The following is a 16,072-nucleotide window of genomic DNA, read 5'->3' as shown; positions in this document are numbered from 1 at the left end:
TTATATGGTAAGTGGTTTATTGAAAAATTATATATATTGAATCTTAAATATTTAGAATACGATTGATTTTAAAGAAGGCGGGAATGTAAATGATATATGAAGCGAATATACGTACAAGAAAAAAACTAGTTTCTATGTTTGATGATTTCAATAACGTTGTTTTACTTTCTTATTTACAAGGACATATGGGTACTGCTTGGGTAAATGATCTTGAAAATCCAACATTAGCACAAGTTACGGTAGGAATTTTCACATTTTACGCTGGAGACCCAAATGTGCAAGAAACAGAAGAGTTATTACGTAATATTCCAGAAAGAATTTTAGTTATCGTAAATAGTGAAGAGTGGAAACAACGCCTAGAAACATTCCATGAAAGAAAAATAGATAAGTTTTTACGTTATAAATTCAAACGAAATCCAGAAGTTTTTAATCGTTCAAAATTACAATCTTTTATATCAACACTTCCAAAAGGATATGAGTTAAAAAGAATAGATGAGCATATCGCAAATAGCCCTACATTACATAAGATCTCCGAAGATTTTACAAGTCAATTTCAGTCGGTAGAAGATTATATAAACCGTGGTATAGGTTATAGCATTTTATATAACGGAGAAGTTGTATGTGGTGCATCCTCGTATAGTATTTATAATGATGGAATTGAAATTGAAGTTGCGACTGATCACAATCATAGAAGAAGAGGTTTGGCAACTGTAGTTAGTGCAGCTCTTATATTGGATTGCTTAGAAAATGGAAAGTATCCAAACTGGGACGCAGCGAATACTACATCTGCTAACCTAGCAGAAAAGTTAGGATATGTTTTTGATAAAGCGTATGATACTTATTTTGTGGATAATAGATGAGTGAAGGAATTACATACTAAAAAATAAATGCGCCCTAGTACGTAAGTCTAGGGCGCATTTATTAGTTGGTAAATATCTTCATAACAATCTTATCACATTTTATCTTTTGAATGTTTGGAATTAAAGATATTTATGTGACTTTTTGAAAAAATAAAAGAGCAGCTAGCAAAAGCTTACTGCTCCTCTCCAAGGGAGAATGGAGAAATACAATCATGTTACTATAGTATTGACGGAACATTAAGTTTTAATCAGCCATTTATAAAAGGAGAGATAAAATATCTTTAATTAATCCTTAGGTTCCGATTAGGAGTACTGATAGAAAAACGATTGAGAATATACTTTGTTATCCCGCATTAACGGGCAGTAAAACCCCCACTGATTAAAGTTTCGCTTTATTACATTTACAATTTAAATAGTAGAACGTGTTTTTCGTAGTTCTCCAAACACCAATTATATTTTTTTATAATAATTGGATGGACTGCTTCTTTCGTAGTATCGACTTCAGTATAGCCATATTTCTTATAAAAGTTTTCTAATTCCTCAAAAGGAAGACAATATACATCTTGTATTTGTGATTTTCTCGCAGTTTCCACTAAAAATGAAACAAGCTCACCAGCTAATTGTAGCCCTCTAAATTGAGGCAGAATAAAAATTCCACCCATTTCTAAAGTATCTGCATCTATTTGGACTAATCGTCCAACACCTGCATACTCATTGTTATATGTAATAATTGCAACTTTATCTCTCTTTAAATCACTTCTTACAAATCCTATTGAGTCATATTGATTATTAACCCATTCTAAATCGTTAGATGTGGCCAATTGAATACTCATATACATCCTCCTTGGAAATACTAGCGCTCTCTTCATTATATAGAACATAACATACTATATCAAAAGAACCTTGAGATAGCACATTTGTTTAAGTTATTAGTTAAAAGTGTGGGATTGCTGGCATTGAAATGTAGGCTTCACCAAATATAGGATAATAATGTTGTGAATTTAGTGTTACATAGTCAAAATAAAAAATAGTTCATGTGTTCGATAACGCACGATTGTTTAAGTGTAGAGAAAATCATAGGGGTATTTTAATTAGTAGCTACTGTATTCATTGAAGCTATTAAGGAAATGTGGTAATCGCCAGCCTTATTGATACAAATCATATTAGGATTTAATAAAAAACTCTTCCTGAAAAAGAGGGAGATTAAAGATAAGAGCACTTCGAAAAGTGCCCTTCAGTAACGACTACTCATTCTAAAAAGAAAGGATGCAATATATCATATGAAGTTTAGTGTATTTAATTATGGGCCTTTTATATAAAAGTTTTATTTTGTTCCGAATAAAAAGGCGGTTGTTTCCGCAACCACCTTTCAGTAAAACAAAGCACTTTTTATGAAATAAATTATGGATGATCCCTAAAAAAGGTTATAGGATATACCCACATTTTTATAACTAAAGTGACGAACTCAGGTTATAAGGAAGGAACAATTATATTGTATGAAATCTATTCTAGAGTAGTCACAAAGAAAGTTGTCTTCTTATTAGAAGGCAGCTTTTTTTATTAGAAAAAGAAGTAGAAGATTAAGTTACTTGTCCAAACAAATTTTAAAAAAATACATAAAATGCTATTAGTTAGTCAATATTTTAATATTGCTAATTTTTAAGACTAAAAGGGGTGATTTTATGTGTGAATGTGAAGTTTGTAGACGAAAGAAAAATCGGGATCCATTAAACCGGGAGTTTGAGCCGAAAAAACGAGTTCCTGAGCCAAAAGAAGAGGATTGTGAGCCAAAAAAAGAGGACTGTGAATCAAAAAAAGAAGATTGCGAATCATTAAATTATTATTCATTTAGTAAAAATGCAAATTTTTTAGAAGAAGCTATACAAACAGATGAAATCGATCAAATTTCTGAGGAATATATTGAAATAGTAGATTCAGCAGATGTACAAGTTACTACTACAGATACAAAAGCTGCGCTATCTATCCAAGCTGCATTACAAGCAGCTATTGTGGTTGTGGTAAGTATTTCTATAGCAGATAGTGAAAAGGCAGATAAAATAACACAAGAATTGTTTCAAAAATCATCTATTAAACAAATTAATAGACAAAAAACATTTATTAAAAATTCCAGAAACGTAACCGTAACAACTACTGATACAGATATTGCAGTGAATATTCAAATTCTCCTTCAAATTTTATTAGCGTTACTAGTTAAATTAAATATTTTATAAAGTGTCTATCCCATTTATATTTAGCTATAAGGGTTCACTCTAAGTAAATATTTTTTTGTTGTAATATGTGGTACAAGCTTGGACTTCTCATTATGACTGAATTAATATTCAAGATTAATGGGAAATTAAGTGTGGAAAACTACACAATAACAAAGGTGAACTTATAATTTAACATTGAATAAAACTTATATATGTGAAGTAAAGGAAGGCTGTCTTCGTATTAGAAGACAGCTTTTTGATTTTATTAGTAAAAAGAAGTGAAAATAGAAGATTAAGTTACTTGTCCAAGCAATTTTTATTTAAATGCATATAATGCTGGTAGTTATTTGAAATTTTTATAGGAAACTGATAGGAGTGAACATTGTAAATGGATGATTTAAATAAATTTTCTTCCTTTAAGTTTGATAAGGATCAAAAGAATATAATTATAGACCTTTTACTCTCAGATATTTTTAATAGGCATGGAATCAATGAAGAAAAACTAAAAAATTTATCACCAGAAAAAAAGCAGCAAATTAAAAGTATTGTTTCTGAAATACAATCACAAGTTAATAATTATTTAGATTGAAAGGGGGTGAACGTATGGACAAAACATGTCATTCAGATGAAAATAAAAAGTGGAGTGCATTAGATTCCTCAAATCCTCATCCGTCTTTTAAAAATGCTAGCGTTTCAGAAGCAGCTGCGCAAGAAAGTAAAACGTACCAAATTTCTGAAGAATCTATTACAATTGTAGATTCAGCAGATGTAGAAGTTACTACTACAGATACAAAAGCTGCTTTATCTATTCAAGCAGCATTACAAGCAGCTATTGTGGTTATAATAAGTGTTTCTATAGCAGACAGTGAAAAAGCTGACCGTGTAGCACAAGAATTGTTTCAAAAATCATCTATTAAACAAATTAATAAACAAGAAACTGTTATTAGAAATTCTAGAAATGTTACAGTTACGACTACGGATACAGACATAGCAGTAAATGTTCAAATTCTTCTCCAAATTTTATTAGCTTTACTAGTAAAATTAAATATTTTATAAAATGTTTAACTTGTTTTTTATCTAGTGATTCTTACAGGTGAATATTCACTGTTTTAATTATAGTACAGGCTATAAATATTAATCATAACTGGACTAATATTTAACATCGCCAAAATAATAATGAGAACAATGTGATGGAAAATAAATTTTGGTTATTTTATGAAAATTTAAAAGCCATTTCCTTTATTGGATTTGGCTTTTAAATTTTAAACAGTATGAATTTGAAAAGATTATATTAAGATAAAGAATCAAAATATAATGATACAAAATACTTATAAAATTATTCGTGTTATAGAAAAATAATAAGAAAAAGGTGTTTAAAATAGAATCATTTTCATTAATAGTTCAAGTTTTGAAGAATAGTGCATACAATATAAAGTGTTTTCCTTTCTTCATTTAAGTTTTACGTATATAATTTAAAAGTACTATTTTTATTTTATTATTTTATATTTATAACAGAATAGAGGTTTAAAAATGGGTGTTAAAATCATTACGGATAGTGCGGCGGATTTACCAGTAGAATTGCTGCAAGCATATGATATTGATTTAATTCCACTCCGTGTATATGATGAAGCAGAAACAGAGTATTTAGATGGAGTAACATTAGAGTCAGTTACATTATTGCAAAAAATGAGAGAAGGCGCTGTTTATAGAACGTCATTGCCTTCACTTGAAACTTTCCAAGAAAAATTTGTTTCTTATGCAAAAGAAGGTAATCCTTGTATATATTTAGCTTTTTCATCTGAACTGTCTGGTACATATCAATCATCAGTTGTCATTAAAGAGGAAGTAAAAGAAACATATGTAGATTTAGATTTAGAAATTATTGATACGAAATGTGCTTCGCTTGGTCAAGGTCTTGTCGTTTTAGAAGCTGCTAAAATGGCAAAAGATGGCGCATCAAAAGAAGATATTTTAAACCGTGTCGCTTTTCTAATGAACCATATGGAGCACATCTTCACTGTAGCTGACTTACAGTACCTTGTTAGAGGTGGACGTTTAAGTAAAGTAGCTGGTTTTATCGGTGGTTTACTAAACATTAAGCCGATCTTAAACGTGGAAGAAGGAAAACTTGTACCACTTGAAAAGGTACGAGGGAAAAAGAAAGTATTAAGCCGTATTGTTGATATTATGGAAGAGCGTGGTAAAGACCTTAAAGGTCAAACAATCGGTATGACTCACGGTGACGATTTAGAAACAGCTGAAGCATTAAAAGCATTAATTACGGAAAGATTTGGCTGTGAAGTATTTATCGTAAATACAATTGGTGCAGCAATCGGAGCACATACAGGACCTGGCGTTATAACGTTATTTTTCTTAAATGAAGTAGAGTAAAGGATTGATCTTTTGATCAATCCTTTTTTATTTTTTAATCTGTGATAATCGGTCGTTATGGTATTGATGAAGATAAAATCTTTGAAGTTTTCCTATATCAAATGCAATCTTGTAGAGGGAGTATTTTTTATATGTGGAATGATACTTAATGGTAGAAGAAAAGAGTATAAATAAGAATGTATTTATAGGAATCTGAATATTTAATGATATCGAAATTTTGTCATTTCATATATAATTGTGTAGGGAGAAATATCTGTAACTATTTGTAAAAATAGGAGGCGGCTATAAAAATGCAAGAAATTGCTAGATGGGATTTAAATCGACTGTATTTGAATGAGGATATTCTATTTCCGATTTTGGAGTTGAAAGAGCAATATTTTGTAACAAAAGATGTAGAGATTCTTTCAAAGCTTATACAAGTTATTGAAAAAGCAGAATACTATTTGTACTGTCAATCGGTTGAAGAAAGTGTTTCATCTGACCTTACTAAATTGACTGTGAAAGTGAAGGAACTAAAAAGTGAAGTACAGCAAGTAATAAAACATAATGAAGTGGAAACTTCAGATAATACTAAGTTAATAAAAGATGAACTTAATGCGTGGGAAAATATGTACATACAATTACGGGATAGGATAGAAATAGCGCACAATAACAAACAATTATCATTTGGACAAGCAAATAACATTGCAATGAATAGTGATAATGAAAAGGAAAGATTAGAATTATTCGAGTTACTTACAAATGCATTAAATAAAGAAAAAGAAATCTTTGCTACTGTATTAAATCAAATAGGGAGATTACGTAATATAAAGAGTAATGAAATAGAAGATAGAGAGATTTTAACACAATCTTTTCATGCGAATGGCATTTCAGAAACTGTATTATTACAAATGTGGAATGTGACAGAAGAAAACCTTGATAAATTAGTAAGTGCTTTAAGCGTGTATAAGAAAGGGAAAGCTTCGATTACATGGCATGAACTTATGACAGTAAAGGAAAGTAATGAGGTTACTATTCCTTTTTCAGTAGCAGTACAAAACGTTTATGATGCATGTAAGAATATTGATGAAGAATTAGCAGTATTTGCACGTAATGCGATAGAAAGTGGATGGATAGATGCTGAACCGAGAGAGAATAAACCACCAGGTGGGTTTTGTGCTCCATTTTTCAGTGAGAAAGAATCGAGAATCTCCATGCGTTATGATGGGAGTATAGATAGTGTAAGAGTGCTCGCTCATGAATTAGGACATGCTTGGCATTTTTATAATATGAGTTTTGAACAATCTACATCTTTTTTAGATGATTATTTGCCGATGAGTACGGCTGAATCAGCATCTATTTTCTTTGAAACGGTACTCTTAAATTATCTAATTGAAACAACTGATAGTAAAGATATGAAAAAGGCATTGCTTAGCTGGAAAATAAGAAATAGTTTTAATTATGTAATGGCAATACGAGCATCGTATCAGTTTGAAAAAACATTTTATGAAAAATGTAAAGAGGGTCCATTAAGTGCTGATGAAATTGAGAAATTATCTATAATGGCACAAAAAGAAGCATATGGAAATTCTTTAAGTGAATACCAGCCGTTTGTATGGATGAAATATATTCAATTTTATATAGCAGATGTTCCTTTTTACAATTATCCATACACATTTGGATATTTAGTAAGTTTTAGTTTATTAGAAATAGCTCAAGAAAGTAAAAGTACTTTTCATCCGAAATATAAAGAGTTTTTAAGAGAAACAGGAAAGGCTCCAGTAGAGGAGCTTATGAAAAAATATTTTGAAATAGATATAAGAAATTATGAATTTTGGAATAAGGCTTTTATTCAAATTTCTAAAGACATTGATGAATATTTGCAGCTTATGTAAGGGGAGAGTATAGTGGATCAACAGTTTATAAAAGGTATACCTTTTTCAACTTTAGAATATGCAAAAGCTATAAGTTTATTAAAAGGTTGGATACATGAACAACAAGAGAAACCAAGGTTTGTAGTAACTGCAAATCCTGAAATTGTTATGTCTGCAAAGGAAAATACGGAAAAATCAAAGCAGTTTAAAAAGATGTTACTATCTGCGGATTTAATAACAGCGGACGGGATTGGTGTCATAATTGGCTCGAAAATATTAAAAGGAACTTTGAAAGAACGTGTTACTGGGGCGGATTTAACTCACGATTTAATAAAATATTGTAACGACAATGAATATCGTGTCTTTCTTTTTGGAGCCGCTCCAGAAAGTAATAAAAAGGCATTAGAAAAATTAAATGAGCAGTTCCCAGGAGCACAGTTTAAAGGACAGCATGGATTTGTAAATGGTGAAGAAATAGAAAAAATAAAAATAAAAATTAAGCAATTCAAGCCGCATTTACTACTCGTAGGACTAGGTTCACCAAAACAAGAAGAGTTCATCTATGAAAACATACAAACATTAAACGTTCCGCTATCTATTGGTATCGGAGGCATGATTGATATAGTATCTGGTACTGTAAAAAGAGCACCGAAAATGATGAGGGATACTGGAACTGAATGGCTGTATAGGTTACTCTCACAGCCGAAAAGATTGAAGAGGCAACTTGTACTTCCGAAATTTTTATTGTCGGTTATGTTAGAGAGAGTGAAAGGAATGCCAAGCTAAGAAAGGACAAGTAAGATGATAGAGCCGTTATCTAATGAAAAAGCTACAATGATTTTTCAAGAGCTGAAAGTAGAATGTGAAACTTTATTTGAATTTAAAATTCGAAATGCAATACCTATTCATCGTGGTTGGCTAAATTTGAAGTGGAAACTCGAAACGGATGCAGGGGATTTTGTATTAAAGCAATATAATCAAGAACGGTACAAAATGTATAACTCAGACCTTTTAATACAAGCATTACAACAACAGCAAAGATTACATAATAATGGTGTAAGTTGTCCAAGGGTATTAATTTATAAAAATAATGTAATGCATATATCAAAAAGTGATGAAAGATTTATAGTATTAGAACATAAGGAAGGTAGCTTAGTTTCACCAGGAAAAGTGAATCAAAAGGAAATTCACTCTCTTGGTCAGACGATAGGTTATATGCATAACTTGTTAAATGATGGCTCTTTAATAAAAGGAGAAAATCCTAAATTTGTTCCACCTACTAAAGAGGCGAGATTGAAACATTGGGAAGAAAAAATGAGAGAAGTAGAGAAGCTAGGAAAAGAGCACATTCTCTCTTATATAAAATTACAGCAAGAAGCAACACAATTGGTAAATACAGAACAATTTCATAATAGCCAACGGGGATGGGTGCACCGTGATTTATGGGTAGATAATTTCTTGTTTCTTAATGATAAAGTATCAGCGATTCTTGATTTTGATCGCATGGATTACGATTATGTAGAGTTAGATATTGGCCGTGTAGTTATATCGTGCGCATTAAGTGACGGAGTATTAAATAAGAGTCTTGTTGCATCATTTTTAGAAGGGTACCGAAATGAAGTAGACTTTCCAGTAGGGAATATTGTTCGGGCAATTCAAATGCTTTGGTACATGGAGAGTACTTGGTGGATCCATGCCAATATGGATCAGCATAGTGTACCACCTTCACGCTTTGCAGATGAAATGAATTGGATAGCTGAAAATTATGGTGTATTACATAATATATTGGCCGACTTATAAATAAAGAGGAGACTACATACATGAACAGAATCGGCATTATTGGAGCAATGCAAATTGAAATAGATTTACTTTTAGAAAAACTAGTTATACAAGAAGAACAGACAATAGCGGGAATGCCTTTTTATATTGGAGAATTCATGGGAATAGAAGTAATTATTACACGTTCTGGTGTAGGGAAAGTAAATGCAGCTGCATGCGCGCAAACATTAATTCATAAATTTGATGTAGACTCTATCATTAATACGGGCGTTGCTGGCGGATTACATTCAGATGTAAAAGTCGGCGATATAGTTATTTCAACGAATGTTACTCATCATGATGTAAGTAAAACTCAAATGAAAAACTTATTTCCGTTCCAAGAGGAATTTATTGCAAGTAAGGAATTGGTAGAGTTAGCACGTAAAGCTTGTATTAGTAGTAGTTTACAGATTGCAGTTCATGAAGGAAGAATTGTCAGCGGTGAATGTTTTGTTGAAGATTCAAAGTTAAAGGCGAAATTAATAGACGAATACGCACCTCATTGTACAGAAATGGAAGGGGCAGCAATTGGACATGTTGCCTATATAAATGATATACCGTTTCTCATTATAAGATGTATTTCTGACAGCGCAGATGATGAAGCTCAAATTTCTTATGATGACTTCGCGAAAACTGCTGCGAATTATTGCTCAGAAATTATTATTGAGATGCTTAAAAATATATCTGGTAAAACCATAGTCCAAAAGGAGAGATAGGAATGTTACAAGCATTAATTTTTGATATGGATGGTACGTTATTTCAAACAGATAAAATTTTAGAATTATCATTAGATGATACTTTTGATCACTTAAGATCATTACAATTATGGGATACAGTAACACCAATTGATAAATATAGAGAAATTATGGGTGTGCCGTTACCGAAAGTTTGGGAAGCTTTATTACCAGACCATTCTATTGAAATAAGAGAACAAACAGATGCATATTTTTTAGATAGACTTATTGAAAACATAAAAAGCGGAAAAGGCGCTTTATATCCAAATGTAAAAGAAATATTTACATATATAAAAGAAAATAATTGTTCCATTTACATTGCTAGTAATGGTTTGAAAGAATATTTACGAGCAATCGTAACTTATTATGCTTTAGACAAGTGGGTGATTGAAACGTTTAGTATTGAACAAATACAATCGCTAAATAAAGGTGACTTAGTTAAAAGTATTATGAACAAATATGATATAAAAGAGGCAGCGGTAGTTGGTGACCGGCTATCTGATATAAATGCAGCGAAAGACAACGGTTTACTTGCAATTGGGTGTAATTTTGATTTTGCGCAAGAAGATGAACTTGCTCAGGCTGATGTAGTAATAGATGATTTAATGGAGTTGAAGGGGATATTACCTGCTGTACAGAGGTAAATAAAGTGTGTGCGTTTTTTGCCAAGTCCTATATGTCTTAGTTTATGGAGGGAATATGATTAAAAATAATTTTAAAATTAGTAATATTCCTGCGGTTTTATGGGGAGATAAGAGTGATAAAATTTTTATTGCAGTACATGGAAATATGTCAAATAAGGAAGATACAATTATTCAAATATTAGCTGAAGAAGCCAAACAAAAAGGTTATCAAGTATTAAGCTTTGATTTACCTGAGCATGGAGAAAGAAAAGATGATAATACTCCTTGCAAAGTACAGATTTGTGTTAGTGAATTATCTATAATTATGAATTATGCCAAAGAACATTGGAAAGAAATAAACGTGTTTGCATGTAGTATGGGAGCGTATTTTAGCCTTTTAGCTTATCAAAATGATGTGGTAGAAAAGGCATTATTTTTATCACCAGTAGTTAATATGGAACGAATTATCGAAAATATGATGAAATGGTTTAATGTAACACCAGAGCTTTTGCAAAAAGAAATGATTATAGAGACACCTATTGGTCAAAAGTTATATTGGGATTATTTATGCTATGTAAAAGAACATCCTATTAATATATGGAATATAGATACATATATTATGTACGGAGCCAAGGATGAACTGTGCGAATTTGAAACTATTAACTATTTTATAAAAAAACATCGTTGTGAATTAGAAGTTATGGAGACGGGTGAACATTACTTTCATACTGAAGAACAGTTAAAGATATTTGAACAGTGGTTACACAAACATATCGATTAACAAATTACAATTTATTTTGAACCTGTTAGAGAAGAATGAGAAATATATAAACTTATAGTATATTTGAGAGAATTTATAAATGGTGAATGTATACACTTAAACAAACACATGCTTTAATTCGATAAGAATTAAACAACTTTAAAGAGCCTTATCACACACTAGATTGTAGCAAGGCTCTTATATTTTCATAATAAAATTAATCAACTGTATTATCGGTTTAGATATGAAGTGAAGAATACGCACGCTATAAATTACATAAAGTAACAACCATAAAAATGCTCAGAATAAATGATTCTCGAGCATTTTATATATTTTCGTACTTAGGGGGAATGGACTTGAAAGATATACATATTCAACAAATAGAAAATTTAATGGGATATGAATTCAGTCATCTCGTTCAAGACAGTGAAGAAGAAGGTTTTAATTTCCTTATAAGGCTAATAAGTGAATATAAAAACGAAATAAATACATTCAATAAAACTGGAGAATGTTTATATGGTATTTTTCAAGGTGATATGTTAATTGGAGTTGGAGGTTTAAATGAGGATCCGTACACAAAAGACAATAAGATTGGGCGGTTAAGGAGATTTTATATTTCAAGGGATTATCGGCGTTTAGGGTTAGGGAACTTATTATTAAACCAACTATTATGTCATGCGGAAAAGTATTTTGAAGTGATTGTTTTACATACTGACACGAAGCAAGGGGATGTGTTTTATACTGCGAATGGATTTGTAAAAGGGGGATTATATAAGGGATCGAGTCACTACAAACTATTATAGAGATTGCTATCCAAATAATAGCTACGAACAGGTTTTTTGTTGGTAAATCGATATATCTTAAAAATCGCTGATATATGAAGTTGCGATCCTTATATTAAAAACCAACTTTTATAATTTCATTTACTAAATTGTTATTATAAAAAAGAGCACCTTAGCTTTTAAAATTTAGCTTATAAGGTGACTCCTTTTCAGTCAATTACGTTTTAACGTTCATTTGTTTCAATAATAATCCTGGTTTACCTTTTACATAATAAAAATGCGGATTATTTTCATCATCATAAAGCATAATATAAGGCTTTTCATTTAGTGGGAGCAGTATAAGTACTTCGTCTATTGTAGTGTGTAACCATTGATTAGTAATAGAAACCGGCTTAGATAATGGGATTTTTATCATATAGCCATCTTTTGGAACGACATTTAAGTTTTTAAATGGACCAGTAATTGCTTTAGCGTATTGAACTGCTTCTTTTTGGACTATTGGATCTAAAGATTGTTTTTGAATGACCATTTCTTTTTGACAATCAAACACTTCAATTTGTTGATTTGTATTTGCTAATGCATTTGTTGATAATAGAAATAAAAGAAGAGAAATGACCCCGATTTTTTTTATCATAATACAACACCTCACCATTACTATCCCCTCAAAAGCTTTAAATATTTTTCTGTCACATTCATGTAACAAAGATGTTGTATGATACAATTGGTTTTTGTTTAAAAGCAATGGAGGAAAAAATATGAAAGTTTTAATTGCAGATGACGAACAAGATATGTTAAGAATTTTAAAAGCTTATTTTGAAAAAGAAGGCTTCGAAGTTTTATTAGCGAAAGACGGAGAGGAAGCACTTCAAATATTTTATGATGAAAAAATTGATTTAGCTATTTTGGATTGGATGATGCCAAAACATAGTGGTATTACTGTCTGTCAGGAAATAAAAAAGAATTCAAGCGTAAAAGTATTAATGCTTACGGCGAAAAGTGAAAGTGAAGATGAATTAGCAGCGCTTCAAAGTGGGGCAGACGAGTACGTAAAAAAACCATTTCATCCAGGAGTACTAATTACACGAGCGAAAAAACTTATTCAGCATGATGATATTATTCAAGTACAAGATGTAAAGATAAATTTCGCCAAAAATAAAGTATATAAAAATGATATAGAGTTAGAAATTACAAAAACAGAGCTCGAATTAATAAAATGCTTTTTAAATCATAAAGGAACGATTTTAACTCGTAAAAAATTGTTAGACATTGTATGGGGATTTGACTATTTTGGAGAAGAGAGAACGGTTGATACACATGTAAGAAGGCTGCGTAAAAAAATTGGAGAAAATATTATTAAGACGCATCGTGGGCTGGGTTATAGTTTGGAGGAACAAAGTGAATAAACTTGGGAAAAAGCTATTTCTCAGCATTTCTTTAACCGTTATTCTTATATTTACAATTTCTTTATTATTAATTAACTTTCTCCTGCCGAAATATAATATTTATAAAACACGTGAAAACTTAAATGAATTTACAACTCAAATACAAAATGCGCCAGTCAATGATTTAGAAGATGTTATTCATACAATTGAAAGTGAAAATAATGTTACAATTGCGTATACGCCAATTAATCAGTCAGAAGATGCTATGAACGACGCGTTACGCATGCAACTTACGAAAAAGAAAGTAACGTTAAATAAGCTTTGGATTACGAAAGACGAAGTTATGAAAGTGAAGACGGAAGGGCAATCGAATAAACTGTACGATCAAGGAAAGGTAAAAGCGAGTTTTTTTGCTAAATATATTGCGAAAGATGATACGATAATTTTAATTGGGACTTCCATTGCGAATTCAAATGAAATTATAAATACGTTAAATACATTTTACTTATATATCCTATGTTTCTCGCTCCTTCTTATTATTTTACTTGTGTGGATACTTTCAAAAATAATAACGACACCACTGAAAGAGTTAAGTGATGTGGCTCAGGATATTTCACATTTGCAGTTTAAAAGAACGAAAGTGAAAACGAATGATGAAATAGGAGAGTTGGCCAATAGTATTAATATCATGAGTGAAAAACTACATGAAGCACATCAAGACTTAACTGATCGTAATGAACATTTAAAACGATTTATGGGTGATGTAACGCATGAATTAAAGACACCGATCGCATTAGTAAAAGCATACTCTATGGGGATTAAAGATGGATTAGATGATGGGACTTATGTAGATACAATTATTAAACAAACAGATCAAATATCAAACTTAATTGAAGAATTATTACGATTTTCTAAACTAGAAAGAGATATTTTACAAAAAGAAGAATTCCCCATTGAACCACTGGTCCAGAGTATATTAGATAAGCATCAGATTGAACTGGATTCGAAAGAAATTAACTTGCAAGTAAATTGTAATGCGGGCGATACAATCGTTTATGCAGATTTAAATAAAATGAGAATGGTGTTTCAAAATTTAATTTCTAATGCGATAAAATATACAGCAAATCAAAACATAATAATTACATTAGAAGATAGAAATAAAAGTATATATTTCCAAATAAAAAATGGCATTCATACGGATAAAATTAAAGATATAGAGAAAATTTGGGAGCCTTTTTATGTACTAGAATCTTCTCGTAGTAAAGAAAAATCAGGTACAGGATTAGGTTTAGCGATAGTGAAAAGTATTTTAGAAAGGCATGGTTTTGAATATGGAGTTTCCTCTATAGATGGAGAAATTCAATTTTATATAAATGTGAAAAAGGACTAATGAAAATATTAGTCCTTTTTGCAGCTTTAGAGATTAGCGATACAGGATGAATCACCATAATTTTCAAAATTGATGTATTAAATGGAGAATTAGCAAATGTTCTACTTTCATTAAATTCACGTGAAGTTCACAGGAAAACGTTATATTTACATAGTTATATTTGAATTTAATGAAGTGAGGTATTCAGATTTGAAAAGAAAGAAATTAGTAATTGGTAGCATTTTAATGGGTATGACGTTATCTTTATCTGCATGTGGTTCATCAGATAATATTGTAACGACAAAATCAGGAAGCATTTCAGAAAGCGATTTTAACAAAAAATTAAAAGAAAACTACGGTAAACAGAATTTATCTGAAATGGTAGTAGAAAAAGTATTAAATGATAAATATAAAGTTACGGATGAAGAGGTAACGAAACAACTAAAAGAATTAAAAGACAAGATGGGCGATAATTTTAATACATATATGGAATCTAATGGTGTGAAAAATGAAGATCAGTTGAAAGAGAAATTAAAGCTTACTTTTGCTTTTGAAAAAGCTATTAAAGCAACCGTAACGGAAAAAGATATTAAAGATCATTATAAGCCAAAGCTTCAAGTTAGCCATATTTTAGTAAAAGATGAAAAGACAGCAAAAGAAATTAAAGAAAAATTAAATAGTGGCGAAGATTTCGCGGCATTGGCTAAACAATATTCAGAGGATCCAGGTTCTAAAGAAAAAGGTGGGGAACTATCTGAATTTGGACCTGGTATGATGGTGAAAGAATTTGAGGATGCTGCGTATAAGTTAGAAGTTGGTCAATTGAGTGAACCTGTTAAATCTTCTTTCGGATATCATATTATTAAGCTAACGGATAAAAAAGAGCTTAAACCATATGAGGAAGAGAAAGAGAATATTCGTAAAGAATTAGAACAGCAACGTATACAAGATCCTCAATTCCATCAACAAGTTACTAGAGATCTGCTTAAAAATGCAGATATAAAAGTATCTGATAAAGACTTGAAAGATACCTTTAAAGAGTTAGAAAAATAATAAATGGAATGTAAGACAATCGATAGAAATATCGGTTGTCTTTTTCTCTATTTTTCCGGCTATTTGCCGGGCAGTAAGACCCCAAAACTCAAAATTCAGCGGAAGCAAAGAAGTTAGGTGGGGGCCCCGCTGCCCGTAAACGCCCGATTGGTGTGGGCTCACTTTATATAGAAGCTGGGAGTGGGAAAATACTTTCACACCTGTATTGAATTTTACTTAATAAGAAATCTTTGAGTT

At 31.0% G+C, this 16,072-nt stretch carries 17 protein-coding genes; 15 read left to right on the top strand and 2 right to left on the bottom strand.

What is annotated here, in order from left to right; translation table 11 throughout:
- The first annotated feature begins 89 nt into the window (after window positions 1-89).
- Complete coding sequence (locus MHH27_RS14660) at window positions 90-860, top strand: GNAT family N-acetyltransferase (protein ID WP_340943075.1); 771 nt, start codon at window positions 90-92, stop codon at window positions 858-860.
- A gap of 401 nt (window positions 861-1,261) precedes the next feature.
- Here the strand turns inward: MHH27_RS14660 and MHH27_RS14655 are convergent, their stop codons facing one another.
- Entirely contained in the window at window positions 1,262-1,693 is a 432-nt protein-coding gene (locus tag MHH27_RS14655; RefSeq protein WP_000027160.1) for a GNAT family N-acetyltransferase, read from the bottom strand.
- Window positions 1,694-2,542: 849 nt separating this feature from the next.
- Between MHH27_RS14655 and MHH27_RS14650 the strand changes: the two genes are divergently transcribed.
- The 11 genes from MHH27_RS14650 to MHH27_RS14600 all read left to right on the top strand — a co-directional run bounded on the left by MHH27_RS14650 (window position 2,543) and on the right by MHH27_RS14600 (window position 12,052).
- Entirely contained in the window at window positions 2,543-3,091 is a 549-nt protein-coding gene (locus MHH27_RS14650) for a spore coat protein (RefSeq protein WP_098211122.1), read from the top strand.
- Window positions 3,092-3,458: 367 nt separating this feature from the next.
- The gene (locus tag MHH27_RS14645) at window positions 3,459-3,659 is read left to right on the top strand and encodes a spore coat protein W (RefSeq protein WP_000342253.1); all 201 of its coding nucleotides are present in this window, start codon (window positions 3,459-3,461) and stop codon (window positions 3,657-3,659) included.
- A 14-nt stretch (window positions 3,660-3,673) separates the two neighbouring features.
- Window positions 3,674-4,126 (top strand): spore coat protein, encoded by a 453-nt coding sequence (locus tag MHH27_RS14640; RefSeq protein ID WP_000361677.1) that lies wholly within the window; start codon window positions 3,674-3,676, stop codon window positions 4,124-4,126.
- Between the two features lie 474 nt (window positions 4,127-4,600).
- Window positions 4,601-5,461: a DegV family protein gene (locus tag MHH27_RS14635; protein WP_000538280.1), complete on the top strand. Its 861-nt coding sequence runs from the start codon at window positions 4,601-4,603 to the stop codon at window positions 5,459-5,461.
- A gap of 290 nt (window positions 5,462-5,751) precedes the next feature.
- Entirely contained in the window at window positions 5,752-7,335 is a 1,584-nt protein-coding gene (locus MHH27_RS14630; protein WP_097946198.1) for a M3 family metallopeptidase, read from the top strand.
- 12 nt (window positions 7,336-7,347) lie between these two features.
- Window positions 7,348-8,100, top strand: a complete 753-nt coding sequence (locus MHH27_RS14625) for a WecB/TagA/CpsF family glycosyltransferase (RefSeq protein WP_000372650.1) — start codon at window positions 7,348-7,350, stop codon at window positions 8,098-8,100.
- 15 nt (window positions 8,101-8,115) lie between these two features.
- Window positions 8,116-9,114 (top strand): phosphotransferase, encoded by a 999-nt coding sequence (locus tag MHH27_RS14620; protein WP_000572384.1) that lies wholly within the window; start codon window positions 8,116-8,118, stop codon window positions 9,112-9,114.
- 20 nt (window positions 9,115-9,134) lie between these two features.
- Window positions 9,135-9,848, top strand: a complete 714-nt coding sequence (locus MHH27_RS14615; RefSeq protein WP_001079715.1) for a 5'-methylthioadenosine/adenosylhomocysteine nucleosidase — start codon at window positions 9,135-9,137, stop codon at window positions 9,846-9,848.
- Between the two features lie 2 nt (window positions 9,849-9,850).
- Window positions 9,851-10,510 (top strand): HAD hydrolase-like protein, encoded by a 660-nt coding sequence (locus MHH27_RS14610; RefSeq protein WP_000938413.1) that lies wholly within the window; start codon window positions 9,851-9,853, stop codon window positions 10,508-10,510.
- A 55-nt stretch (window positions 10,511-10,565) separates the two neighbouring features.
- On the top strand, window positions 10,566-11,270 hold the full coding sequence (locus MHH27_RS14605; protein WP_017763266.1) for an alpha/beta hydrolase: 705 nt from the start codon (window positions 10,566-10,568) through the stop codon (window positions 11,268-11,270).
- A gap of 335 nt (window positions 11,271-11,605) precedes the next feature.
- Window positions 11,606-12,052, top strand: a complete 447-nt coding sequence (locus tag MHH27_RS14600; RefSeq protein ID WP_000651687.1) for a GNAT family N-acetyltransferase — start codon at window positions 11,606-11,608, stop codon at window positions 12,050-12,052.
- Between the two features lie 196 nt (window positions 12,053-12,248).
- On the opposite strand, the gene MHH27_RS14595 is transcribed toward MHH27_RS14600, so the two are convergent.
- Window positions 12,249-12,665, bottom strand: a complete 417-nt coding sequence (locus MHH27_RS14595; RefSeq protein ID WP_000591776.1) for a hypothetical protein — start codon at window positions 12,663-12,665, stop codon at window positions 12,249-12,251.
- A gap of 121 nt (window positions 12,666-12,786) precedes the next feature.
- Here MHH27_RS14595 and MHH27_RS14590 point away from each other — a divergent pair, with 121 nt between their 5' ends.
- The 3 genes from MHH27_RS14590 to MHH27_RS14580 all read left to right on the top strand — a co-directional run bounded on the left by MHH27_RS14590 (window position 12,787) and on the right by MHH27_RS14580 (window position 15,835).
- Complete coding sequence (locus tag MHH27_RS14590; protein WP_000865979.1) at window positions 12,787-13,434, top strand: response regulator transcription factor; 648 nt, start codon at window positions 12,787-12,789, stop codon at window positions 13,432-13,434.
- Entirely contained in the window at window positions 13,427-14,803 is a 1,377-nt protein-coding gene (locus MHH27_RS14585; protein WP_340943065.1) for a sensor histidine kinase, read from the top strand. The genes MHH27_RS14590 and MHH27_RS14585 overlap by 8 nt, the downstream gene beginning before the upstream one ends.
- A 189-nt stretch (window positions 14,804-14,992) precedes the next feature.
- The gene (locus tag MHH27_RS14580) at window positions 14,993-15,835 is read left to right on the top strand and encodes a peptidylprolyl isomerase PrsA (RefSeq protein WP_001987511.1); all 843 of its coding nucleotides are present in this window, start codon (window positions 14,993-14,995) and stop codon (window positions 15,833-15,835) included.
- Window positions 15,836-16,072 lie beyond the last annotated feature (237 nt).

Source organism: Bacillus sp. FSL L8-0152 (assembly GCF_038006365.1).
GTDB lineage: Bacteria > Bacillota > Bacilli > Bacillales > Bacillaceae_G > Bacillus_A > Bacillus_A cereus.
Note: the sequence above shows the minus strand (reverse complement) of the source record. Positions and strands in the feature narration are given on the sequence as shown.